Raw genomic sequence first — 25,262 nt, 5'->3', positions numbered from 1 at the left:
TCAAAAAAACTTAAACCGAAATCGATAAAATTATTTATGTACTTTTTTAAAATACCGCCGTACAATCGATTCATCGGTTCTTATAGAAAAGGAGGAACTTTATGAAATTGATTAAAACGATAAGCTGCATCGTAGCGGCAAGCATCTGCATGGCCGGCGCGTTTGCAGCCGGACCGAAGGGTGTTATCACGGTCGGTTATGCGCAGGTCGGCGCCGAATCGGATTGGCGGACGGCGAACACGGAATCTTTTAAAAGCACGTTCACCAAAGCGAACGGCTATAAACTGATTTTCGACGATGCGCAGCAAAAACAGGAAAATCAAATCAAAGCGATCCGCAATTTTATCCAACAGGATGTCGATTACATCGTCGTCGCTCCCGTCGTTGAAACGGGATGGGAAACGGTTCTCAACGAAGCCAAGCGCGCAGGCATCCCCGTTTTGCTTTCCGACCGCTTAATGAAAGTTTCCGACAACAGTTTGTACGTCTGCTGGGTCGGCGGAAATTTCGTCAAGGAAGGAAACGATGCGGTCGCGTGGCTCAACGGATATTTGAAGAAAATCGGCCGCGATAAAGACGATTTGAATGTCGTCCTCATTCAGGGAACGATCGGTTCTTCCGCACAAGTCGGACGCACGCAGGGCATCATCGAAGGGCTCGCGAAAAATCCCAAATATCATCTGCTTGCAAAACAATCCGGCGAATTCACGCAGGCAAAGGGACAGGAAGTGATGGAATCGTTCTTAAAAGCGTATCCGAAAATCGACGTCGTATTCTGTGAAAACGACAACGAAGCGTTCGGTGCAATCGATGCCATCAAAGCCGCCGGCAAACGCCCGGGCAAAGACATCATCATCATTTCGTTTGACGCCGTTCACGAAGCGTTTAATAAAATGATCGCAGGAGAGCTCAACTGCGCGGTCGAATGCAATCCGCTTCACGGACCGCGTATCGCCGAAATCATTCAAAAACTTGAAAAGGGTGAAAAGGTTGAAAAGATTCAGTACGTTGTCGAAAGCGTATTCGATCAGGCAAATGCGGCAAAAGAATTACCGAACCGCAAATATTAATTGCACAATATATTAATAAACTTGCCGGAACGCCGAAACCCTGCGCGTCTCCGGCATTTTCAATTAGTCGAAATTTCGAAAAAATCGCTAAAGGCGAGTTTTTCGAGAAGCCTTATCGCAACAGCGGAGGAACTATGAACGGCGATGTTATGCTTTCTATGAAAAATATTTCCATAACATTTCCGGGCGTAAAAGCGCTTCAGCATGTCGATTTCACGCTGCGCCGCGGAGAAATACACGCGCTGATGGGAGAAAACGGCGCCGGAAAAAGTACGCTTATCAAAGTTCTCACCGGAGTACATACGCGGGACGAAGGGACGATACTGCTAGACGGTAAAGAGATCGACAACCGTTCTCCCGAAGAAGCGCTACAAAACGGCATCAGTACCGTATATCAGGAAGTAAATCTTTGTCCGAATCTTTCCGTTGCCGAAAATATTTTCGTCGGACATCAGCCGAAAAAACATTTTGCCATCGATTGGAAAAAGATGAACGAGACGGCAAAAGAAATTCTCGGTAATGTCGGACTTTCGCATATCGATGTGACGCGCGCACTCGGCAAATACTCCGTCGCGATCCAGCAGATGATCGCCATCGCGCGCGCGGTCAACTTCAACTGCAAAGTGCTCATCCTCGACGAGCCGACGAGTTCGCTCGACGATCGTGAAGTCGCAAATCTCTTTGCGGTTATGAAAAAATTAAAATCGCAGGGAACGGGTATCGTGTTCGTTACGCACTTTCTCGAACAAGTATACGAAGTGTGTGACAGAATTACCGTGCTTCGCAACGGGGAGCTCGAAGGCGAATTTCCTATCGGCGAACTGCCGCGTGTCAAACTCGTTGCGACGATGCTCGGCCACGAATTCGACGAGCTCGCGTCCATCCGCAGCAATACGCAGGGCGGCGATCGCTCCGATCACGCAGCGGAAGTCGTTCGCGCGGTCGGACTTTCTCACACGGGTACGATAAAGCCGTTCGATATCGCAATCAAGCAGGGCGAAGTCGTCGGGCTGACGGGATTGCTCGGCTCCGGCCGCTCGGAGCTTGCGCGTACCTTGTACGGTGCGGACAAAGTCGATACCGGTACGCTGTTTTTCAAAAACGAAAAGCTGAAAGCGTCGGAACCGATCGACTCCATGCGCGCGGGAATGGCGTTTTTGCCGGAAGACCGCAAAGATGAAAGCATCATCGCCGATCTGTCGGTGCGAGAAAATTTAATAATCGCGCTGCAGGCTAAAACCGGCGTTTTCAAACTGCTGCCGGCGGCGAAGCAAAACGAACTTGCCGAACGGTACATCAAAGCGCTCAATATTAAAACGCCGTCACCGGAAACGCTCGTTCGTCAGCTGTCGGGCGGAAATCAGCAAAAAGTGATCATCGGGCGATGGCTTATAACGCATCCCGATTTTTTGATTCTCGACGAACCGACGCGCGGCATCGATGTCGGAACAAAAACGGAAATTCAAAAACTTATCGTTCAGCTTGCAGGGCAAGGCATGACTATTATGTTTATCAGTTCCGAAATCGACGAAATGCTCCGTACGGTGAACCGTCTGTGTGTACTTCGCGACGGAAAAAAAGTCGGCGAACTCGAAAACGACGACCTCACGCAGCACGACGTTATGGCGGCGATAGCCGGAGGAGAAAACAATGGCAACGAATAAATCGCTGCGGCAATCGTTAGCGCGCAATCCTCTGCTGCTGCCGGTCGCCGCGCTTATCATCATGCTTTGCGTAAACGTAATCATCACGCCGTCGTTTTTTAAAATATCCATTCAAAACGGTGTGTTGTACGGCTATACGATCGACATTTTAAACCGTGCGTGCGAATTGGTCATTTTGTCGATCGGCATGACGCTCGCCGTCGCTTCTTCGCGCGGTACGGATATCTCCGTAGGTGCAGTCGAAGCGGTCGCGGCCGCAGTCTGCGTCCGCCTGCTCGGTTCAAGCTACGACGCGTATGCCGTCCCTTTCGCATTCGCGGCGGTGATGTGTCTGATTGCAGGCGTCGCGTGCGGTGCGTTCAACGGGTTTCTTGTGGCTCGCCTTCGTATACAACCGATGATCGCCACACTTATCCTGTTTACCGCAGGGCGCGGCATCGCGCAGTTGTTGAGCGCGCGGGAGATCAACGGCGTCATGGTGCCCGGTCAAATTCTCTACGTGCGCATGGAATCGTTTAAATACATCGGAGGTTTTATTCCGGGCATCGTCATTCCCACGCCCGTTTTTATCGCCGCCGCTTTCGTCATCGCGACGACGCTGCTGCTCAGAAAAACCGCGCTCGGCATGTATATTGAAACGGTCGGCATAAATCCGAAAGCGGGCCGGCTCGTCGGCATCAATTCGACGCTCGTCATCTTTTTTTGCTATGTGTTTTGCGGACTCGCATCGGGGCTCGCAGGCCTCATCTCGTCGAGCCGTATCTATTCGAGCGATGCAAACAATATCGGACTCTACATGGAGCTCGATGCGATCCTCGCGGTAGCCCTCGGCGGCAACAGTCTCGGCGGCGGTAAATTCAATCTTGCCGGTTCCGTCATCGGCGCGATTACGATTCAAGCGCTCACGACGGGACTCTATGCCGTAGGTGTTTCGGCGGATCAGCTTCCCGTATATAAAGCGATCGTCGTCGTTCTCATCGTGACGCTGCAGTCGGAGGAGTTCAAACGGATCCGTGCGGTGTATAAGCTGAAGCGCAGACATACCCGCAGCGCAACGATGGAGGCATCACAATGAAAACTCAGCTGTTCAAACGAAAACTCGACGGCAGCAATTTTTTACTTTTCGTCACGATCGTTCTGTTCGTCATAATGTATATCGCAGGCTGTATCATCTTTGCCGATGCGGGTTTCGGTAAATTTCAAACGTTTTGCAATATGCTTATCGACAATGCAGGATTGATAATCGCCGCTTCAGGTATGACGATCATCATGATCACCGGCGGCATCGATATTTCCATCGGTTCGGTCGTCGGCCTTGTGTGTATGATGCTCGCGTATTCCATGCAAAACATGGGGATGAATGCGTGGGCTGCGATTTTTCTCGTGCTGCTGTTCGGTGTCGTATTCGGAGCGGTTCAGGGATTTCTCGTCGCCTATATGAAGCTGCAGCCCTTTATCATCACGCTCGCGGGAATGTTTTTTTGCCGCGGATTGACGGCGATCATCAGTGTCAACCAAATCGCCATCACCGAAAACCGAACCTTTCTCGCCGTCGCGAATAAAGATATCCATCTGCTTATCGGCGCGACGGTAAACAGACGCGGTGTAAAGATGTATCCGTTTATCCATCCGAGCGTTATCATCGCGCTCGCCGCAATGGCCGTTATCTGGTACGTTTGCAAGTATACGAAATTCGGACGCAATCTTTTTGCGGTCGGCGGCAACGAACAGTCGGCTCTGCTCATGGGTATCAATGTGCGCAAAACGAAATTCCTCGCGTATATGCTCAACGGATTCCTCGCCTCTCTTGCGGGATTCGTCTTTTGTCTCAACACGACGAGCGGTTTCGTCGAGCAGGCGCGCGGCTTTGAAATGGATGCCATCGCATCGGCGGTTATCGGCGGTACGATGCTCACCGGCGGCGTCGGCACCGTTGTCGGAACCTTTTTCGGCGTGCTCATCAAAGCGACGATCGAAACCTATATCCGGTGCAACGGAACGCTTTCGTCGTGGTGGAATAAAATCGTGCTGTCCGCACTGCTCTGTTTTTTCATCGTGCTGCAGAGCGTATTTATCATGATGAAAAATCAAAGGCGGCAGTAAGTGTAAATGCGCGCGCCGGCGCGTTCGGTATGTCCGCATCGTTTGTATTTGCAGCCGTTACGGTGTATAATGCGCCATACGGAAAGTATTATGCGTAACATAGGCCTTTGTATCGGAGCTGCGTTTTTGTGTGCGCTCTCCGGCTGTACAAAAAAAGCAAACGAAGAGCGGGCGCAAAGCAGTATCATACTCGGATTTTCGCAGATCGGCGCGGAAAGCGCATGGCGCACGTTCAATACAAAATCGATGCGCCTTGCCGCCGAGCGCTCAGGTATCCGGCTCCTGTATGAAAATGCCGAACAAAAGCAGGAAAATCAAATCAAAGCGATCCGTTCGTTTATAGTTTATCAAGTCGATGTCATCGTTTTCGTTCCGATCGTGCAGGGCGGCTGGGACAATGTATTGCGCGAAGCGAAAGATGCGGGTATTCCCGTCATCGTGTACGACAGAAAGCTCACCGTGTCGAACGAAGACCTCTATGCCGGATACATCGGAACGGACAGCGTCGAAGAAGGGCGCGACGCCGCGCGTTTTTTGCTCGATAAATTTAAAAACAAGGGCGGCCCGTTCAATATCCTCGAAATACGCGGTACCGACGGGTCATCCGCATCGGACGGCCGCTCAAGCGGCTTTCGGGAAGTGCTCGGGGACGATGACCGCTTTTCGATCGTATACAGCGAAAGCGGAGACTTTATCCGGTCGCGGGGAAAAGAGATCGCAAAGACGATTTTAGCGGCGAACGGCTCCCTTTCGATAGACGGAAAGCCGATCGATATAATCGTCTCCAACAACGACGGGATGACGCTCGGTTTTTTGGACGTGCTCCGCGAACACGGAATCCGAACGGGAAAGGACATCGTCGTCGTAAGCTACGACGCGGAACAGGAAGCGCTCGATAGGCTGAGGGCGGGAGAGATCAACTGTGTCGTCGAATGCAATCCCGACAGCGGTGAACGTGTTATGGAACTCGTCAAACTTTTGGCGGCGGGAAAATCCATTCCGCGCCGTACCGATATACCCGAGCGGGTGTTTACTGAAAACGACAATCTCGATGATGTGCCGCCGCGAGGTTATTGATATACGATCATGCAAAAAACGAACAGCATAAAAAAGCGCTTGAGCTTTTCCTATATCTTCATCATCGTCCTCATGATCATACCGACGGCTTATTCCATAATTGCGCAGCGCATGTACACGCTGCAGTACGATAAAATCATTACCAACGTGAGTCGTGCGAACAGGCTGAGCCAAATCGTCAAAACCGAAATTTCCGACGAAATATGGGACATCGTTGCGGGAAAAGTCGATTTTGCCGAAGGACGGCAATACGTCATACTCGAACGCATACGGTCGGGCATCGCCGAGATCGCGCGCTCGACGATACGCGATGACAACCGGCAGCTGCTTGTCGTCGTTTCGCGGGCGGAAAAAACGCTTGAAAATTACGTCGATATGCTCGGCAGGCAAATCGAAGCGGGCACAACGGTCGCCGAAAACGAAAAGACGATGGATGAAATACGCGGCGTATCATCGCTCATCTACGACATTTTGCAGGATTACATCGTTGCGGAAATCGAATCGTCGACGAATACGAACGAAAGTTTAAAACACTCGTCGATTACGCTTATGTATATACAGATCGGCATCATAATAATTATTATTATGATTTCAGTGTACGCGTTCACTTCGGTATCGGAAAACATACGGCGTCCGATCCACGACATGGAAATACTGTCGTCGCGCATCGCGAACGGAGACTTGAGCGCGCGTGCGGAAAAGCCCTATGTAGAAGAGCTCGACAACCTTGCGCTCAATCTTAACATTATGGCGGGAAAGATAACCGACCTCATCGATGAAAATATTAAAGAGCAGCAAAATCTGCAAAAGGCGGAAATGAAAACGCTGCAGGCGCAGATTACACCGCACTTTTTATACAATACATTCGATACGATTATCTGGCTCGCCGAATCGGAAAAAAAAGACGCCGTCATAAAAATAACGCGCGCATTTTCCGATTTTTTTCGAATTTCGCTGAGCAAGGGACACGAATGGATAACGATCGCGCAGGAACTCGATCACGTGCGGAATTACCTGACGATCCAGCGTATCCGCTATGCCGATATCCTCGACTATACGCTCGATGCCGACGAAGGGATCGGCGACATCCCCGTCCTTAAATTGGTTTTACAGCCGCTCGTCGAAAACGCGATCTATCACGGTATCAAAAATAAACGAGGGCGGGGGATTATCTCCGTAACGGCAAAAAAAACTGCGGCAGCGGACGGCGGCGATACGCGCATACGATTTACCGTCGAAGATAACGGCATAGGATTTACGGAAGAGCGGCTTAAAATCATCCGCGATGAGTTGCTGCAAACGTCTCCTGCGGAAAACCTGCACACATACGGTCTGTACAATGTGAACAAGCGCCTCAATCTGTATTACGATACGTCGGTGTCGCTTTCGATAACGAGCGAACGCGGCAAAGGGACGCGCGTTTCGTTTACGGTGCCCGTCGAAACGTACGCGAGCGAGGGATAATATGTACAGCGTTTTTATCGTCGATGATGAAATGATCGTCCGCGAAGGTCTCCGTACAAAAATCGATTGGGAAAAGTCGCGCTTTTCGTTTGCAGGCGAAGCGGGCGACGGAGAAATCGCGCTTTCGATGATACAGGATATAAAGCCGGACATCCTCATCACCGATATCAAAATGCCGTTTATGGACGGGCTCGAACTCGCGCAGGCGGTAAAAAAATTGCAGCCGAAAATATCGATCATCATCCTGTCCGGACACGACGAATTCGATTACGCAAAAAAAGCGATTTCGATCGGTGTGGAAGATTATATTTTAAAACCGTTTACGCTCGATGAAATTTTGCGCTGCTTAAACCGCGTTGCCGAAAAGCTCGACCTGGAGCGCCGGCAATTTACCGACATCTCGCGGATGAAAGCGGAACTCGAATCGAATATCATGCTCGCTCGCGAAAAGCTTTGTTCGGATATCGTACTTGGCGCACTCGATACGCATACGGCCATCCAAAAAGCGGAAGCGCTCGGCATCAATCTCGTCGCGCGCTTTTATATCGTAAGCGTCGGCACGATCGCAAGCGCGGACGATACGGTCGATGCGTTGATCGCCGCAAAATCGATTGTCCTGTCGGTAAGCGCAAGCATGCCCGACAGCATCGGATTTTTTATCGCGCCCGATACCTTCGTTTCGATCATCAAAAGCGGCGCAAAAGAATCGTGCGAAGAGGCGGCGTTCAACATCGCCGACACGATCCGGCATGAAATCGCAAAAAACACGGCGTGTACGGTTATCACCGCGATCGGTTCGGTCGCCGAACACATATCGCACATCGTCAATTCGTTTCAAGACGCATCGTCGATTTTAAAACGCTGCCGCATTTCGGACAAAAATAAAATAATAAGTGCGGGCGATATCGACGCATCGCAAAACAATTCCATCGTGCTGCAGGAAAACGATCCGCTGGTCGAACGCCTCAATTATGCCGACGAAAGCGAAATCGATCAAATCATACGGGAATACATAGCGCTGCTCGGCGACAATCGGGAGCGCTTTTCGATCATCGCATCCTATCTTCTCGTCGACGTGATCATGGCGGTGTCGAAGATAATCGAACAGTTCGGCGGAAACATTCAAAGCGTTATGCCGGAAATCCTCACGCATGCGTTTATCGATGCCGCCGTGCAGAACGAAAAAACCTTTATCGCGGAAATCGAAAAAGTGCTCGCTTCCGTGCTGCGCTACCGCAACGAGCACGTACGCGGACACTACGCCGACGTCATCCTGCGTGCAAAAAAATATATCGACGCGAATTTTGCAGACCCCGACATTTGCCTGCGTTCGGTTGCGGACGCGGTGCATTTCAGTCCGAATCATTTCAGCACGATATTTTCACAGGAATGCAATACGACGTTTATCGAATATTTAACGGGGGTACGGATCGCCCGCGCAAAAAAATTATTAAAATCGACCGATATGAAAAGCGCGGACATCGCATACAAAACAGGTTTCAACGATCCGCACTACTTCAGTTTTATTTTCAAAAAAGTGACCGGGCTTTCGCCGCGCGAATACCGAGCCGATCCGGCAAACGATACATACGCACCGCGGCAATCCGGCTCGGTTTCGGACAACGGCTGAGCGTTTCTAAAACCCGGTCGGATGCTTGGAAAACGATCACTTTTTCAGCGCGAGCGTACAGCGCTCAACTTCGTCGAATGTCGGAATCGACGGGGATGCGCCTTTTCGCGACACCGCAATGGACGACGCTTTCGATGCGTATTCGAGCGCTTTTTCGACGGGCATGCCGAGCGCGCGGCACACGATAAAATAGCCGGTAAAAGTATCTCCCGCCGCCGTCGTGTCGACGACGTCCACGTCGTAAACTCCGTGGCGGTACGTGCCGCTCGCATCTTTGTAAGCGACGCCGTGTTTTCCGAGCGTCAGCACGACCGACGCGCTGCTGAATTTTTGTGTCACGGCGCGAAGGAGTTCATCGCCGTCTCCGAGAGGCGTTTCCGCGATATCGGCGGCTTCCACTTCGTTTACGAGAAAACAATCGACATAGTGCAGCGGCAGATCGAGAATGCTTTTTTCGAACGGCGACGGATTGAAAAAAATTACGAGTCCGCGCTAGTGCGCTTTTTCGATGATGTAATCGAGCATATTGATTTCGTTTTGGATGATAATAAAATCGCCTTTTGAAAAATGAGAGAGCACGCCGTCGATGAAATCTTTTGTCTGCATTTTGTTCGTTCCGGCGTAATAGACGATGCTGTTTTGCCCCGACGCATCCACTTGTATAAATGTGTGTCCCGACGGCGCATCATATTCTCCGAGCAATGCCTTATCGACGTTCATATCGATGATGGCCTGTTTTAAAATCGCGCCGTCGTTTTTACCGATCCCGCCTGCAATGCAGATTTCAATACCGGACGTTTTGCCGAGCGCGCGGGTAAGCGCCGTCGTCTGATTCAATCCTTTGCCGCCGGGAAATATGTCGCGCCGCACGGCCGCAAGCGTTTCTCCCGGACGCACGAAATGCGGCACCGTATAGACATAATCGATGTTCAACGAACCGAAATTGACTATTTTCATATAATCCTCCGAAAACCATGTAAATAAAAAACACATTTAATCATGTAATACGCCGTTACGGTTTTTTGCATGTTATAAAATGTTCCAGCGTTGCCCGATCGACGAGCGAAGGAACCACGCCCACACGAGTTGTTGAAAAACCTGCCGCATAGGCGGCATATTGTAAGGCATCCGCAAGGCTTTTATTTTCCGATAAAAATACCGCCAATGCCGAAATAAATGCATCGGCGGCACCTGTCGTATCGACGGGGTCGAAAGAACCTGCTGCGGGAAAGTACCGTTCAACTTCCCGCGTCCGTACGTAGCAGCCGCCGCTGCCGAGCGTTACGATAACCGTTTTAACGCCCTTTTCCAAAAACAGGTCGGCCTTTTCTTCCAATGAATTGCCGGCCGGACAAAGCCGATACAATTCTTTGCGGTTGGGAATAAAATAATCCAAATCCCGCAAAAGTGCATCATCGATTGTTTTTGCGGCGGAAGGTTTTAACATAATCGCAACGTTGTTTTTATGCGCAACGCGGACAGCGGCTTGCACGGCATCCGTCGGAATTTCGGTTTGCAAAAGACAAAAGGCCGCATCCGTAAAAAGGCTCTCGTTACGGTACACCGTTTCCGCCGAAACCGATTCGTTCGCTCCTCCGTATAAAACAATCCCGCTCTCTCCGTCTTCTTGAACGTGAATATACGCTTTGCCCGTAGGCTTTTCCCCGTCGATTTCCACGGCGGACGTATCGACACCGTTTTCATACAGCACATTCAAAATCATATCGCCGTCGAAATCCCTTCCCACTTTTCCAATCAGCGATACCTTTGCGCCGAGTTTCGCTGCGCCGACCGCTTGGTTTATTCCCTTTCCTCCCGGAAGTATCGAAACATTGTCTGCGGAAATGCTTTCTCCCGTCTGCGGATAATTCTTTACGGCGAGCAATATATCGGTATTGATGCTGCCCGCAACGATGATACGTTTTTTCCGCAACGGAAAAGGCAAATCGATACTACCGCCGCCCTTACAACTATAGCTCCCTGCGTATACCGAAACGACGTTCTTTTTCTTTTCGATTTTATTAATCATATAATCGCACGCAAATGCTCCGAAATCGAACAACGGAAGCGGAAGTGCGGATAACGAGGGAAACGATTTGATATTTTCCGCATCGTCGATACATAATACGGACACATCATGCGGTATACGGAATTTATGCAGCGCCGCATATTCGTATGCCGCCAGCGCCGTATCCCAAGTACAGCAAATGAGCGCCGAACAGCCGTGCAGCGTCAGCGCTTCCTGCAAGCAGCCGTATTCATCGGAAAGGCAATGGTTGTCGAACAGACATCGCTCCACTCCGCTGCGCATCGCACATTGGCGTTCGTCGGTCGGATCATACAAACAATGTATTTTCGTATGTCCCGATGTTATTACTATTTTTGCGGCGTCATATCCCGCTTTTTTATAATCGTAGGAAATACTGTCTTCCGAATCTCCTTCACCCAACAGCACACAAGAAATGCCGCTTTTATGCAGCAAAGAAAGCGCTTCGACATCATCACCGGCGATCCGTTCCCGTAAAATCGCATCCGCCCGATTTTTACACAGCGCCGCAATATGTTTCAGTTCGCTTTCCGCTGAAGATGCGAGGCATACCTGTACTTGGTACCCTCGTTTTTCCGCTTCGTGTAAAAACCCGCGTTGAAACGAATCGCGTTTTTTTGTACCGGACAACAAAAGACCCAGCAAAAAATTTTTCGCACCGGTATTTTTTTTAATAAAATCGTAAGGTTTATAGCGGTAGTCTTTAACGATTTTAAGCACCCGCTCGCGTGTTTCGTTTTTGATACCCGCGTCTTTACCGTTAATAATTTTTGAAACGGTCGAAACGGAAACGCCTGCAAGTCCTGCGATATCGTTAATCGTCAAAGAAAATCCCTTTCGCCGAAATCGGGGATTGAACGAGGTTATACGAAACGGCAATTACGATGCCCGTACGTATACGGCAAAATACCGCAGCGTCATTTAAACCGGCACTATATAAAGCGCTATTGTATGATATTTTCGTCATAATAATCCTTGTCACATAATAGCTGCGTTACGATACAAAGCCATATCGCATAAAGAATTACAGACACTAATAAGTATACCACAAAGCTCTGACAATTGCTATCTTTAGCGAACAGATCTTGATTTTATAGGTATATGTACGTCTGCCGAAACGGCGGAATGATTTTTTAATAATATGCCTTTACCGTCTTTTGCTGCAATACGCGCGAACACCCGCTTTCAGACGCGCAAGGCCGTCGTCGACCGTCGCGTTCGGACAGGCGACGTTCATGCGGAGGAATTTATTTCCGTTTCCGCCGTACACCGAACCTGCCGTAAGATAGAGTCCCGTTTCGCTTCTGATAAATGCGGCAAGCTCTTTTGAGTCTTCGGTGATTTTCGAACAGTCGAGCCATAAAAGGTAGGTCGCGTCCGACGGAACTGCAAAGATTTCGGGAATTTCCTTTTTAATAAATTCGCGCACCGTTTTTTTATTTTCGAAAATGTACGCGCGAAGTTCGTCGAGCCACGCACCTCCTTTTGTAAAAGCCGCCGCAGCCGCGATGCACGCAAATACATTCGGTTCAGCGACTTCGTCGGTGTTGAGCGCACGGTCGATCTTTGCGTGAAGTTTGGGATTTTTTGAAAATACCGCTGCCGTGTGCAAGCCTGCAATATTGAACGTTTTCGACGGTGCGATGCACGTAACGCCGTTCATCGCACAAGTTTCAGAAACCGATGCGAACGGAACGTAGTTTTTCCCGGGATCGGTGAGATCGCAGTGGATTTCGTCGCTTATGACGGTAACGCCGTGCTTTGCGCAGAGCTCTCCGATACGCCCAAGCGTTTCGACGCCCCAAATTTTTCCGACAGGATTGTGCGGATTGCACAAAATAAAAAGTGACGTCTGTGGATCAGAAAGCTTTTTTTCAAAATCGGCAAAGTCGATTTCATACGCGCCGTCTTTGTATGCGAGCGGGCTTTCGAGAATACGTCTTCCGTTATTGACGATGGAGTTGAAAAACACATTGTATACCGGCGTCAAAACAACGACGTATTCGGCGGGTGTCGTAAATTTTCGAACGGCGCTCGAAAGCGCCGGTACGACGCCTGTACAAAACGAAAGCCATTCTTTTTCAATCGGAAAGTCGTGCCGCGCTTTCCACCAGCCGATAAGGGCGTCATACCAATCGTCTTCGATGACCGGATAGCCGAAAACGCCGTGCTTTATGCGTTCGGAAATCGCATCGATTATTTCAGGAGCGGCTTTAAAATCCATATCGGCGACCCACATCGGAAGCTCGCCGTCTTTTACGTCCCATTTATACGACGCCGTATGTCTCCGATCGATGATCGTATCGAAATCGTATTTTGCCATTTCCGTCGCCTCCGTAAACATATATGTTTGCACACGCGCAACTATATGCGTTTTATTAATTTTATAACAATCCGATATTAATTTTCTTCCACATCTTTGCACACGATTTTCGTTTTTGCCGGATCGACTTGCTCTTTTTCGACAATGAGCTTTGCGATGCGTTCGGCGCGTATCGTACCGCTTGAAGGATTAAACACGCTGTCGATCACATTCGTTATGTCGGCGTTGACGGACGAGTATTCGAAAGCGAGCGTCGTATTGATGAGCTTACAGTTTTTCATGACGAGGTTGTCGATGTAACACATGCCCTGCAAGCTTTCGATCGTGCAGTTTTCGAACGTCAGATTTTTCGAATTCCAGCCGAGGTACTCGCCCGAAATAAAGGAGTTGCGGACGACGATGTTTTCGGCATTCCATAACGCGTCTTTTGAAATGAGTTTTGAATTGTCGATTTCGATATTTTGTGCGCCGTCGAAAGGATAGTTCCCGTCAATAATAAGCTTGTCGATTTTCATGTTTCGACTGTTCATCGCAAAATAGTCGCCTCTAGCTCTGACATTTTCGAAAACGACACCGTCGCACGACCAAAACGTTTCGGCAGCGTTCGGCATGTCGACATTTACAAGACGCACGTTTCGGCATCGGCGGAAATTTTTCGGCGCTTCGATGACGCAGTCTTCGACCGTGATGTTATCCGTGTACCATACGCCCGCGCGCCCCATTTCAAACCACGTACAGTTTTTCGCCTTAACGTTTTTACCGTACCACAGCGGGTATTTCCATTTGAACATACAGCCGTCAAGTTCGACATCCGATGCGTGCTTCAGCGGCGATTCGCCGTCTGCAAAAATCGTGTCGACGATTTTCATATCGTGTGCTTGGAACAGTGCACGTTCACCCGTCAAAAATTCCTGCTTAATTTCTTTCATACCGTAATCCTTGTGCGCTTACGTATAAAATATAATGAAATACCAACGAAAGTGCAAACGGACACGGAAATCGGTTTTCACAGCGACGGCACTTATGCAAACTCGAATTAAAAATTGTGCGCTCTTACACAATTTTTAAACATTATACCGAACTTTCCGCAGTTTTGTAAGGAAACTCTTGCTCACAAAAAACCGCCCTCAAACCGAAGTTTTTCCGGCTTGAAGGCGGTCAGTTAGACGTCCAAAATCCGCAAGCGGGTTTTGAGCCGTTTTCAAACATTTTTACGGGCGCGAAGCCAGCCGCAAGCCGAGGGTGCCGCGTGAGTTTTCGGGCTTATCGGCGCCCCGAACGGCACGAGTCGTGTTAGCAGGGGTATCATTATAATAGCCCCCGCGCTTGATGCGGAAAGTACCGGAAGCGGCGCCTGTCGGGTCAGTCTGCCCGCCTGCAGGCGTAGTGGTGCTGAACCAGTCCCAGCACCATTCTGCTACGTTGCCGCTCATGTCGTAGAACCCGTAGCCGTTTGCAGTCTTTTTCTTTACTTCATGCGTTTTGTTGCTGTTAGCATTGTACCACGCATAATTTACAAGCTGCGTTTGCTCATTCGTTCCCGCCCATTTGTCATCCGTACCGCCTTTGGCAGCCCATTCCCATTCGGCTTCGGTGGGCAGGCGGAAGCCTGTTTTGCTCATATCCAATACGGTATTGTTCCAGTCCGCACTGTCCGATGTAGGTATAGCGCTGAATGCAAGCGTTTCAAAATTTACCGGATTCCCTGCAACCGTTACCGTATAGCACGGCGTAAGTCCGAGCTTTAAACTCAACTTATTGCAAAACGCTATCGCTTGATACCAGTTGATATTTTCTACCGGACGCTTTCCCTGTACTTCGCCGCTTTCAATATTATCTTTAAAATTGCTCGGATTATTGCCCATCACCGCCTGCCACAGTTCCTGCGTTACTTCCGTCTCTCCGATCCGGTAAGCGGTCAAGCTTACCGTGTGCACTTGGTTCATGCCTTCGTCGGCGTGCCCCACGTTCCCGCCCGTTACCGCAGCGATGCTTTTCATCGTAAAGCTTACGCCGCCTACGATACCCTTACCGGTCGCAGGGTCATAGCTGTCGGCAGGAGCGCCGTCCGAGCTGGAACAGCTTATTGCCATACCGGCGAATAAAAGTGCGGCTATGGCGAGTGCCGCCCCTCCCTTAAAGGCATGTGCCTTTACATTGCTGTGTTTCATAAAACACCTCCTCTATAATAAAATGCTTTTTAAGAGAAATGTCCCCTTAGACCCCGTTTTTATAGGGGCAGGACGACACCCCCGTTCAGGGCAGCGGTTTCTTCCTGCCCCTATGACCCCATCCTTCTTCCTCGCACTGCTTAGGACTCTGCCCTAAGAACCCGGCGGGTAAAGGCAGGCAAGTGTGTATGTGGAACCGTTCATTCGGTTTCCAAATATTGCAATGGAAAAATCGGTTTAACCTGTGTTTTTCCTCCATACAAAAAGTTTTGCAGACGGTGCTTTTTATCGTACATTCTTTCGAACGAGAAAATAAAAAACGCACGGGGGACAACAATACGTCCTTCGTGCGCTTTTGTGCGGGTTTATATTGTATGTTCCTTATGAACGGACTAGTGTGCGGCGGATGAGCGAAATCAGTCCTCAGCGGAGAAGCGGAGAAGCGGAGAAGCGGAGAAGCGGAGAAGCGGAGAATTTTGCACGACCCGCGTAGTCATGTCAAGCACCCTGCTGCGAGACCTGCCGCAAAGTTTTTGTAGACGGGCGCGCGTACATACGCGGGAAACGGCGGAAAGATATGTTCGGTACTCTCTCATAACTTCAGTATACCGCATAGGACGGGAATTGACAAGCGGAATATTATCATAAATCGGAACAACTGCACATTTTCCGCCGCATACTTTCCGCGCGCCTTGCCCCAAATTTCACATTGCGATATACTGAATTTCAAATGGACGTAAAAATTATTAATCCGTTTTTAATATCGTGTGAAAATGCATTTAAAAATATGTTCGATATGCCGCCGCAGCATAAAGATCCGTACCTGCTCGACCCGAATGCCGGCCATGCGTGGGAAATTTCCGGGCTGCTCGGCCTCACGGGCGATTGCAACGGCGTCGTCGCGTTTCGTCTGCATAAAATCCTTGCAGACAAAATGCTCGAGCGTTCGGGTATAGAGATCGTCATAGAATCGGAGCGGGAAGAGCTCGCAAAACAGCTCGTAAGCGAGTTTACGAATATCATCGCCGGGAACGCGATTTCGGAAATCAAAAACCGGGATATACAAGTGTCGCCACCCGTCGTTGTAGCGGGGAAAGATCACACGCTTTCATGGCCGAAAAATTATCCGATTATCGGCATCCCGTTTGCGACGCAATACGGACCGTTTGAAGTCGACGTATGTTTTAAATAATATCGATCAGGTTTTTATAAGTACGCATATAATTATAATGAGGAGCATATATGGACGAAAAATTTATCAACGCTTACAAAAAATTTTTGGACGGTGGAAAAACCGAACGCGAATGTGCCGCACAAATCATCGCAGCGGCAGAACAGCACGGTTATAAAGACATTGCGAAATATACGACGCTGAAAGCGGGCGATAAAGTTTACGTGCAAAAGATGAATAAAACCGTCGCCCTGTTCGACATCGGAACGGCGAGCCTTGAAGACGGCATGAACATCCTCGGCGCGCATATCGATTCACCGCGTCTCGACGTAAAGCAAAATCCCGTCTATGAAAAAGACTGCATCGTGTATTTGAATACGCACTACTACGGCGGCATTAAAAAATATCAATGGGTAACGCTGCCGCTTGCGATTCACGGCGTCGTATGCAAAACCGACGGCAGCGTCATTCACGTAACGATCGGCGAAGCTGCGAAGGATCCGGTGTTTTGCGTATCGGATATTCTGCCGCACCTCGCACAGGAGCAGATGAAAGAAAAAGCGTCGGATTTTATCCCCGGCGAAAATCTCGACCTCATTTTGAGTTCCGGCATTCCGCAAAAAAAAGACAAACAAAAAGAACAAAGCGATGAAAAATCTTCGAAGAATAAAGAAAAATATAAAAAAGCCGTTTTAAAATTATTAAAATCGAAATATAATATCGACGAAGACGACTTTGCATCCGCCGAACTTGAAATCGTTCCGGCAGGCTTATCGCGCGATTGCGGCATCGACCGGTCACTCATCCTCGCCTACGGACAGGACGACCGCGCGTGCGCATTTACATCGGTGCAGGCGCTTTTCGACAGCTCGGCTAAAGCGCGTACGAACTGCTGCCTCTGCGTCGATAAAGAAGAGATCGGAAGCGTAGGAGCTACGGGCATGGGTTCGCACTTGCTCGAAAATGCGGTCGCCGAAATCGTTTCGCGTATGAGCGGCGGCTACAGCGATCTGACGCTCAGACGCTGCCTCGCACATTCGGCGATGCTTTCAAGCGATGTCAACGCCGCCTTCGATCCGATGAACGGTAATCTCTACGACAAAGATAATTCATCGTTTCTCGGCGGCGGAATCGTCTTTAATAAATACACCGGAAGCCGCGGCAAATATTCCGCAAGCGACGCGAATCCCGAATTCATCGCAAAGGTGCGCGCACTTATGGAAAAGAACGATATCCCGTTTCAAATGGCCGAGCTCGGAAAAGTCGATCAAGGCGGCGGCGGTACGATCGCCTACCTTGCGGCAAAGTACGGCATGGACGTGCTCGACGCAGGCGTTGCGGTTTTAAGCATGCACGCGCCGTGGGAATTGACAAACAAAGAAGACATCTGCACGGCATATAATTGCTATAAAATATTTTTATCGCTTGAAAAATAAAGCGCTCTTGAAAAAACTAAGCGGATTTTTTGAGCAACAGAATATAAGCTGCTTTGAAAATCCGCCTTTCAATCGATACCGTTACACGGAGGCATAGTATGTGGCTGCCCTTTGCCGTCTGTTCCGCAGTGTTCGCCGCGCTCACTTCGATCCTCGCCAAAATCGGAATCGAAGGAGTCAATTCGAATCTCGCCACTGCTATTCGAACTTTTGTCGTACTCGCGATGGCGTGGCTTATGGTTTTCATCACACACGAGCAAAGCGGCATCGCAGCGATTTCAAAAAAGAGCTGGATCTTTTTAATTTTGTCGGGACTTGCGACCGGCGCATCGTGGCTTTGCTATTACCGCGCACTGCAGACGGGAGAAGCTTCGAAAGTCGTCCCCATCGACAAAATGAGCGTCGTGATCACGATCGCGCTCGCCTTTATTTTCCTACACGAAAAGGTTTCGGTAAAATCGATCGTCGGTGCGTTCCTTCTCACTGCAGGTACGCTCGTCATGGTGTTGTAAAAACGGCGGATGCGTAAGGGAGCGTTCAGCATAATTTAATAAGCAAGATTCCAGCCGAATTCGAATGCAAAATAATTTTGTTTTTTAGTTTCACGAATGACATAACGCAAACCCGCGCGCAGGGTCGATGTCAAAAGCGGCGTCGCTGCGGCACCGAAGTTCGGTGTAAAGGTCAGCGACGCGGACAGTACGGCCGAATCGCAATAGCGCATTTCGCCCGAAAAAAGATTCCGTACAAGATGCGGCGTATCAAAAAAATCCCACGATGTGCCGCCCGTATAATCGAAGCGGCCGGTATACGATGCACGCAGTGCCCAGCGGTTTACGTAGAAAAGCGGAATCGCTTTTTGCACTTCGCCCGCAAACAGGATGATTTCGGCGGTATTTTTAATAAAAGTCGATTTGTTCGGAAAAAGCTGTGTGCCGAGCGCAAACGGAAAATTATACGTATAATCATAACGGCATACATACGGCAAAAGACGCGGCAAACGCAGAGCGGCGTTGACGGAAATGTTCTGATATACCTTATCCTGCGAAAAAGGCGTTCCCGGCTCGGATTCGTATTTGGCAATATATAACGCGCCTGCGGCAAAGCCCGCTCTCTCATATACACCCGCACCGGTTTTATAAATATTCGAATAGCCGACGGATAATTTATTAATTGCGATAAACATCGGTAAAGCATCGTCATCTTCAAGGATGCCGAAAAGCGATGTGAAGCCTTTCGGAAATTCCGTGCGGCTTTGCCTGCCGGCAAAAATATGTGCATCGTTCCCGAACGTAAGGCGCGATATCCTGCCGACGGGAATCGCCGATGAAAGATTCACCGTGTGAGCCGTCTGCTTAAAGCCGCGACGGTCGAATTCGATTTGATCGCTGAGCGAATATTTGAAAAGCGAAGTCGCCGTTCCGCTTTGGAAGCGCGTTTCGATCGCTCCGCTGTTTGAAAGAATACTGTAGCCGCCGCTCACGATTGCAATTTTCGACGACCACGGATTATTGGACGCATAGGTAAGTCCCAACGGCAAAAGCATACTTGTCACATCGCCGCGCGCATTATGTCCGTATGTCGATGCGATGCCGACCGGCAAAAAGATGCCGCGTTTATAATAATCGAGCGGGTTATATTTTTTCGATCGGGCAAAAATCGTTTGCGCGTCTCGATTGCCGGCCGCCTGCTCTTCGCTTTGCACATTGTCGGCAGCTTCCGCCGATCGCGCTTTGTCTGTATCGGACTTTTCAACCCTTTCGCGTTTTGCGTCGAGTTCGATTTTCCGCATTGCCATACTGTCGTTTTCCGCAGTCAAGAGGCGATTGTCACGAAAAAAATGCCCCGTATACGCGATACTGCCGTTTTGCAGCATGACGGGATTATATACACCGCCTGACACATCGTCCGTCTGTAAAAGCATTACGGCGGAATCTCTTCGTTCGTCATCAGAATTATTAATTATTAATTTTCCGAAGCGCGGCATCGTATCTTCGGCAGCCCAAGAAAACGTAAATACTTTTTTAGCGTTAGCCGAGTTTGCAAGAGAGACGTCGCCGATAACCATGCGATCGTACGGCGCATCGTATACCTTTTCCGTACCGTCCGCAATCGAATACAATCGAATCGACCGGTGCATACCGCTTTTGCATACGTATACGATTTCGCCGCCGCCTGCGTCCTTCGGCGTAAATGCGACATCTCCCCGAGCGAGGGGACGGGATGCGATAAGCGAAGCGCCGCGCACTTTGCCGTCTGCTCTTTTGTCGAGTTTGTAGACAGTGAGCGTGCTTTGCTGCGACTTCGTTTTTATTGCCGCGAGATAATATGCGCCGTTCCATAAAACAACGGCTGCATCGCGCAGTCCCGTTTCGCTCATCGTATAGCGCGAGCGGCTTTTCATATTAACGATATGCACTTCGCTTTTCGGAACGGCATGCCTTTCGCTCATCACGCTGAAGGCCGCATATTCGCCGTCAGTCGAAAGAGATGTGTGCCGCAGATTTTTGACGGTACATATTTTTTTTACGCGATCGTAGCATCTTCGTTCGGCATCCCATTTTGAAAAATAAAAACTTCCGGCCGCGTCGTCGGTAAAGCCGAATCCCGCGCTGCACGAAACGAGCGACGCATATCGTGAGGCGCGCGCGTTTTCTTTCGAGCGTTTATCGGTGCCGGAAAAATAATCCTTGCATCCGCCTTTAACGAGCGGGTCGGGATACTGCGCAGCGGAAGCGGGCACGACGATCGAATCGTAAAAATGTTTCCACGCTTCTTTGACGGAAATTCCGTACACCGATTTGAACGCGGCGGATGCGTGTATCGTTTGAAAGTTGACGCACTTATATAAAAACCGCGCGTAGTTTTTCATACCGTACGTTTTTTGAATCCAGTTTTCAAACGCCGCACCGAAATGATAATTCGTATCGTACGGATAGATATCGCGCGAACCGTAGATATCGGCATGCGACGGAAAAGCGCTTTCGATCTTTGCCTGCCGCACCGTCTGCGCGCTGTACGGGTCGTTCAACCGTCCTTCGCCGCCGGCACTTTCCGATGCGACGGCAACGCCTTCGGTCCGTGACCGCGTGATAAACAGGTATGCAGGATTTACGACGTCGCCGAAGACCGCGCCGATTCCGCGCCAAAACGCATTTTTCATATTGTACGAAACGGCGTGCGTGAGCTCGTGTCGGAACGTCGACAAAAAATCGTCCGATGCGACGGCGATCTTTTTCGTCACCGGCGTATCGTACATGACGATCGTATCGTAGCACGCAGGCGAATAGTACGCGTTGAATTCGTCCTGCGCCGAAGCGATGACGACGGGAAAGCGCTTCCATTGTTCGGTTTCAAGATACGCGCATACGTCTTCGTATATCGCATCCGCATGACGCGCAAGATGTTCGGCGCTTCGGGCGGAATCCGGAGCATAGATGATATCGAACCACTGCGTCTTTACGACGCGGATATCTTTTTCGCCCCACATGACACCGTCTGCGGCGCTGAGCGAAAGCGATACGAAAATCGAGACGATAAAAAAATTAATTATTATTTTTTTCATACACTATACTGCTCTTGCCGCCGTTTTGCGAAGCGGCAAAATCGCGCAGCAAAGCCGGCTTGCCGCGCATTTCTCTTTCTTTCCGCCATACCGGAAGCTCAGGTATTTCATCGCCGCGCCGGACATATTCGAGCCAAGTTTCGGGTTCGGGAACTTCGAAGCGTACGGTTTTGTGCGTTGCGGGATGGACGAATTCGATAGTACGCGCGTGAAGCGCAAGGCGGCAAAACGGATCGGTACGAGCGCGGTGCGTTTCATCTCCCGCAATCGGACAGCCTTTCGACGCGAGGTGCGCGCGTATTTGATTTTTTTTGCCGGTATCGAGGTCGAGCTCGAAAAGCGTATGCGTCTGGCCTCGCTCTACGATGCGATAACGGGTACGCGCTTCGACCGTTTTAAACTTCGCCTTTCCGCCGGAAAAATCCAGATGCTTCACGTAAGTCGTTTTATTTTTATCGGATCGTTTTATCCGGTACGCTTTGTCGGAAGGCTTATCGTCCGCTTTCGGAACGAAGCCGATATTGTACGCGTTGTAGGCAAGAGGCGCGTCGATGACGCCGAAATCGGGAAGCGCAGGCCCCTTCGGATTTTCGGCAACGGCGCGATATATCCGCTTACTGACGACTTTTTTCCAAGAACGCATAAGCGAGCGCTGTACCTGCTCGCTCAGCGCAAAGAGCATGACGCCGGACGTGTCGCGGTCGAGGCGGTGTACGACGAAGGGACGATGCCGCTGCGAATACGTACCCTTGCTCCTCATGATGCGGCAGAGCACGTCGAGCGCCGTCCGAGCTTTGCTGCCCGGATACGGAACGGAAAGCATGCCCGACGGTTTATGTATGACAACGATGTACGCGTCTTCATAGAGGATATCGATTCGCTCGCGTCCGAAATCGATTTTATGTTCGCGCTTGTATTGTGTGCTCGGCTTTTCCATACGGCTGTCTTTCGATAAGCATCAATAATGCGGCGGCATGCGGTTGGGAATCTCTTCCGCCGCATCGGCCAATTCGCGCAGTTTTTCCGACATCGCTTTGCACTGCGCCGTAATCCCGTCGATCGATTTCGTGTGAACGACGGAAACGCCCTGCAGCTGATTTACAAAATCTTCGAGATAGGCAAGTTTCGTTTCGAGCGCGACGATGCGCTTTTCGGTTTCGATATCCGTAGATAACTCCTTGTAAGATGCGGTTTATCGCTCTTCGAAATATTCGTATGCATCGACGATGTCGAGGTAAACGCCGTCGAATCTCGCATCGATAATTTTTTGAATATACGAATCCTTGCCGCCGCAGATGATAGTTTGCCAATCTTCGTTCCAGTATTGCACTTTGTAATTTCCTTTCCAATCGGGATTCAATTTATCGAGCCACGCGGGCGCATTTTTTGTCAATTTTTTTCCGCGTATCCAGCGCTCATCCCAATACCAGCGATAGTCTTCCGCTTCGCCGATACTCATATACGCGATGACAAAGCGCGCTCCTCCGGAAGCTTTTTTCTTAATCGATTCGACAGCCGCACGGGAAAACGGCACATTGCCGCCGTCTACAAAGGCGTCCATGATCACGGCGTCGTAATCCGTCGCCCGTATTTTTTCGATGAGCGCACTTCCGTCCGCGTCGCCTGAAGACATGCCGAGCAAAAATAAAAAATTTTTCGCGTCGGAAAGTTTCGTCACGTCGTTTCGATTTTTGCGGTACGGATAATATTCTCGCCCGTATCCGCTTTGTTCCGGAATAAGAGCGAGATTTCTATCGGGCGCGGCAAAACCGATAAAACCCGCCGCGGCGTTTTTCGCGTAAGAGTCGGCGATCGCGGCTCGGGAAGAACAGTAATCGATCGAAAAGACGGTCTTACCTTTTTCCGAAAATTTTTTGCACGTACCGACAAAATATGCGGACGCCCTCGAAGATGTCGCTTTGCCCGCTCCCCTTTCGCCGTAAAACGTATCTTCGCGGCCGCATCCGTCGATCGCATCCATGTACGACGTATCGGCTTCCGTAAGCGGCACGCCGTTTTCGTCGGTAGGGACATCGCTGTCCCACGCGACCGTCTGCCCGTTTTGCGGAATGACGACAAAGTGCGGATTTTGCGCCTTTGCATAGGCGGATATTTTTTTAATAAAAGAGCGCATTTCTTCGCGGTAACGCGGCGGCACATCGTGTGCGGTACAGAGTGAATTGTCGCTGCAAAAAGCGGTCGCGGCAAACATGAAATTAATAATTATTAAAATTGTACATCGTCTTCTGTCGTTTTGTTTCATACTGCTCCCTTGGAAGTGTTCCGGACATCTTTAAACATCGCCATGTTGACACCTTCCAGCTCAAGAAGTTTTATTTTTTTATCGATACCGCCGGCATATCCGGTCAGCTTTCCGTCCGATCCGACGACTCTGTGACACGGAATGATTACGGAAACGGGATTATGCGCAACCGCTCCTCCGACCGCGCGCGCCGATACCTGTTCAAACCCTTTGCGTTTTGCAAGCGTTCGGGCGATGTCGCCGTAGGAAATCGTTTTACCGTACGGAATCTTTCGGAGAACGGCCCACACCTCCTGCCGAAAATCGCTTCCTGCCGGAGCGAGCGCGAGTTCCGCCGCATCCGGTTTTTGTCCCGCAAAATATCGATCGAGCCAACGTTTTACTTTGACCGATGTTTTATCGTCGTCTTTCGGCACCGCCTCCGAAATCGCCGCGCCGTAATATTTTTGCCCTTCGAACCACAGTCCGACGAGCGCTCCGTCCTTTTGCGCCAAGAGCATATCGCCGAACGGCGACGAATAAGACGTCGTATATATTATCATAACACTCCTTACCGGGACACGCCCGTTTAATGCGCCTTTGTATTTTCGAGCGAATACTTACAGCCGCAATAGTCCTGCCGATACATGCCGTATTCTTTGCTGATTTCGAGACTGCGTTTAAAACCGTTTCGCTTTTTAAAATCGCTTGTGAGAAAACGCGGACCGCCGGATGCTTCGAGCATCGCACCGATGCTATTGATTTTATCCGCGTCTTTAAACGGGCTGATCGAAAGCGTCGTCGTAAACCAATCGAAAGAGTGTGCGCGTGCGTATTCGTATGCGCGCTTCATGCGCAGTTCATAGCATCGTCTGCACCGTTCCCCGCGTTCGGCTTCGGAAGCGAGTTCGGGATTTTCGGCTACGCGGACGGCTTCTTCGAATTCGCCCTCGTCGTAGTCGGCGCGCACGAGCCGAACGCGGTTTTCGAGCGCCGGCGGAAATTGCGGTAAAAAAGTTTCGAGTTCGTATAAGCGCCGCTCGTATTCTTTTTGCGGATGGATATTCGGATTGTAATAATAAATCGAAATGTCGAAATAGGATGCGAGATATTCGATGACATAAGATGAGCACGGCGCGCAGCACGCATGGAGGAGCAGCGAAGGCTTTGCTGCAGGCGCTCCCGCTCTTTCTTCCGCTGAGATGCGGTCGAGGATGCCGTCGAGTTCCGATTGATAATTCCGCTTCATCGTTTTAGATTATAGCACTTGCCGATAGACGCTCGCAATACGATACGGCT

The 25,262-nt window shown here is 50.0% G+C and carries 20 protein-coding genes and 1 pseudogene; 10 read left to right on the top strand and 11 right to left on the bottom strand.

The features are described 5' to 3' along the window. Window positions 1–101: 101 nt before the first annotated feature. The 7 genes from HMPREF0860_RS05275 to HMPREF0860_RS05245 all read left to right on the top strand — a co-directional run bounded on the left by HMPREF0860_RS05275 (window position 102) and on the right by HMPREF0860_RS05245 (window position 9,008). Window positions 102–1,070, top strand: coding sequence for an ABC transporter substrate-binding protein (locus HMPREF0860_RS05275; protein WP_021330907.1), 969 nt, complete (start codon window positions 102–104; stop codon window positions 1,068–1,070). Window positions 1,071–1,204: 134 nt separating this feature from the next. Next, entirely contained in the window at window positions 1,205–2,734 is a 1,530-nt protein-coding gene (locus HMPREF0860_RS05270) for a sugar ABC transporter ATP-binding protein (protein ID WP_021330925.1), read from the top strand. After that, entirely contained in the window at window positions 2,721–3,809 is a 1,089-nt protein-coding gene (locus tag HMPREF0860_RS05265; protein ID WP_021330922.1) for an ABC transporter permease, read from the top strand. The genes HMPREF0860_RS05270 and HMPREF0860_RS05265 overlap by 14 nt, the downstream gene beginning before the upstream one ends. After that, on the top strand, window positions 3,806–4,837 hold the full coding sequence (locus HMPREF0860_RS05260) for an ABC transporter permease subunit (RefSeq protein ID WP_021330914.1): 1,032 nt from the start codon (window positions 3,806–3,808) through the stop codon (window positions 4,835–4,837). The genes HMPREF0860_RS05265 and HMPREF0860_RS05260 overlap by 4 nt, the downstream gene beginning before the upstream one ends. Before the next feature lie 90 nt (window positions 4,838–4,927). Next, complete coding sequence (locus HMPREF0860_RS05255) at window positions 4,928–5,914, top strand: ABC transporter substrate-binding protein (protein ID WP_021330908.1); 987 nt, start codon at window positions 4,928–4,930, stop codon at window positions 5,912–5,914. 9 nt (window positions 5,915–5,923) lie between these two features. Next, window positions 5,924–7,378 (top strand): sensor histidine kinase, encoded by a 1,455-nt coding sequence (locus HMPREF0860_RS05250; protein ID WP_021495566.1) that lies wholly within the window; start codon window positions 5,924–5,926, stop codon window positions 7,376–7,378. Window position 7,379: 1 nt separating this feature from the next. Beyond that, complete coding sequence (locus HMPREF0860_RS05245; RefSeq protein WP_021330926.1) at window positions 7,380–9,008, top strand: response regulator; 1,629 nt, start codon at window positions 7,380–7,382, stop codon at window positions 9,006–9,008. Window positions 9,009–9,044: 36 nt separating this feature from the next. Here HMPREF0860_RS05245 and HMPREF0860_RS05240 read toward each other — a convergent pair. From HMPREF0860_RS05240 to HMPREF0860_RS05220, 5 genes and pseudogenes are all read right to left on the bottom strand, one after another. After that, window positions 9,045–9,965, bottom strand: a pseudogene (locus HMPREF0860_RS05240) (ribokinase). 55 nt (window positions 9,966–10,020) lie between these two features. Further along, window positions 10,021–11,880: a PfkB family carbohydrate kinase gene (locus HMPREF0860_RS05235; protein WP_021330920.1), complete on the bottom strand. Its 1,860-nt coding sequence runs from the start codon at window positions 11,878–11,880 to the stop codon at window positions 10,021–10,023. A 322-nt stretch (window positions 11,881–12,202) separates the two neighbouring features. Beyond that, the gene (locus tag HMPREF0860_RS05230) at window positions 12,203–13,411 is read right to left on the bottom strand and encodes a MalY/PatB family protein (RefSeq protein ID WP_231364413.1); all 1,209 of its coding nucleotides are present in this window, start codon (window positions 13,409–13,411) and stop codon (window positions 12,203–12,205) included. A 44-nt stretch (window positions 13,412–13,455) separates the two neighbouring features. Beyond that, complete coding sequence (locus HMPREF0860_RS05225; RefSeq protein WP_021330910.1) at window positions 13,456–14,307, bottom strand: DUF3737 family protein; 852 nt, start codon at window positions 14,305–14,307, stop codon at window positions 13,456–13,458. A gap of 282 nt (window positions 14,308–14,589) precedes the next feature. Next, on the bottom strand, window positions 14,590–15,549 hold the full coding sequence (locus tag HMPREF0860_RS05220) for a formylglycine-generating enzyme family protein (protein ID WP_021330906.1): 960 nt from the start codon (window positions 15,547–15,549) through the stop codon (window positions 14,590–14,592). A gap of 730 nt (window positions 15,550–16,279) precedes the next feature. On the opposite strand from HMPREF0860_RS05220, the gene HMPREF0860_RS05210 reads away from it, so the two are divergent. The 3 genes from HMPREF0860_RS05210 to HMPREF0860_RS05200 all read left to right on the top strand — a co-directional run bounded on the left by HMPREF0860_RS05210 (window position 16,280) and on the right by HMPREF0860_RS05200 (window position 18,668). Further along, window positions 16,280–16,741 (top strand): chemotaxis protein CheX, encoded by a 462-nt coding sequence (locus HMPREF0860_RS05210; protein WP_021330919.1) that lies wholly within the window; start codon window positions 16,280–16,282, stop codon window positions 16,739–16,741. 50 nt (window positions 16,742–16,791) lie between these two features. Further along, window positions 16,792–18,156, top strand: coding sequence for an aminopeptidase (locus HMPREF0860_RS05205; protein WP_021330927.1), 1,365 nt, complete (start codon window positions 16,792–16,794; stop codon window positions 18,154–18,156). Window positions 18,157–18,254: 98 nt separating this feature from the next. After that, window positions 18,255–18,668, top strand: coding sequence for an EamA family transporter (locus tag HMPREF0860_RS05200; protein ID WP_021330923.1), 414 nt, complete (start codon window positions 18,255–18,257; stop codon window positions 18,666–18,668). Window positions 18,669–18,703: 35 nt separating this feature from the next. Here HMPREF0860_RS05200 and HMPREF0860_RS05195 read toward each other — a convergent pair whose 3' ends face one another. The 6 genes from HMPREF0860_RS05195 to HMPREF0860_RS05175 form a co-directional block, all read right to left on the bottom strand. Further along, window positions 18,704–21,721, bottom strand: coding sequence for a peptidase MA (locus tag HMPREF0860_RS05195; RefSeq protein WP_021330921.1), 3,018 nt, complete (start codon window positions 21,719–21,721; stop codon window positions 18,704–18,706). Then, complete coding sequence (locus HMPREF0860_RS05190; protein WP_021330930.1) at window positions 21,702–22,658, bottom strand: RluA family pseudouridine synthase; 957 nt, start codon at window positions 22,656–22,658, stop codon at window positions 21,702–21,704. The genes HMPREF0860_RS05195 and HMPREF0860_RS05190 overlap by 20 nt, the downstream gene beginning before the upstream one ends. Before the next feature lie 21 nt (window positions 22,659–22,679). Next, window positions 22,680–22,814, bottom strand: a complete 135-nt coding sequence (locus HMPREF0860_RS13555; RefSeq protein ID WP_231364417.1) for a hypothetical protein — start codon at window positions 22,812–22,814, stop codon at window positions 22,680–22,682. Window positions 22,815–22,913: 99 nt separating this feature from the next. Next, window positions 22,914–23,984, bottom strand: coding sequence for an endo alpha-1,4 polygalactosaminidase (locus HMPREF0860_RS05185; RefSeq protein ID WP_021330912.1), 1,071 nt, complete (start codon window positions 23,982–23,984; stop codon window positions 22,914–22,916). Beyond that, window positions 23,981–24,526, bottom strand: coding sequence for a methylated-DNA--[protein]-cysteine S-methyltransferase (locus HMPREF0860_RS05180; protein WP_021330911.1), 546 nt, complete (start codon window positions 24,524–24,526; stop codon window positions 23,981–23,983). The genes HMPREF0860_RS05185 and HMPREF0860_RS05180 overlap by 4 nt, the downstream gene beginning before the upstream one ends. Window positions 24,527–24,552: 26 nt before the next feature. Further along, window positions 24,553–25,212 carry an epoxyqueuosine reductase QueH gene (locus HMPREF0860_RS05175; RefSeq protein ID WP_021330918.1) on the bottom strand — a complete coding sequence of 220 codons (660 nt, stop codon included), beginning with the start codon at window positions 25,210–25,212 and terminating at the stop codon, window positions 24,553–24,555. Between the last annotated feature and the right edge of the window lie 50 nt (window positions 25,213–25,262).

This window comes from Treponema socranskii subsp. socranskii VPI DR56BR1116 = ATCC 35536 (assembly GCF_000468115.1).
Classification (GTDB): Bacteria; Spirochaetota; Spirochaetia; order Treponematales; family Treponemataceae; genus Treponema_D; species Treponema_D socranskii.
This window is presented reverse-complemented; position numbering and strand designations above follow the sequence as displayed.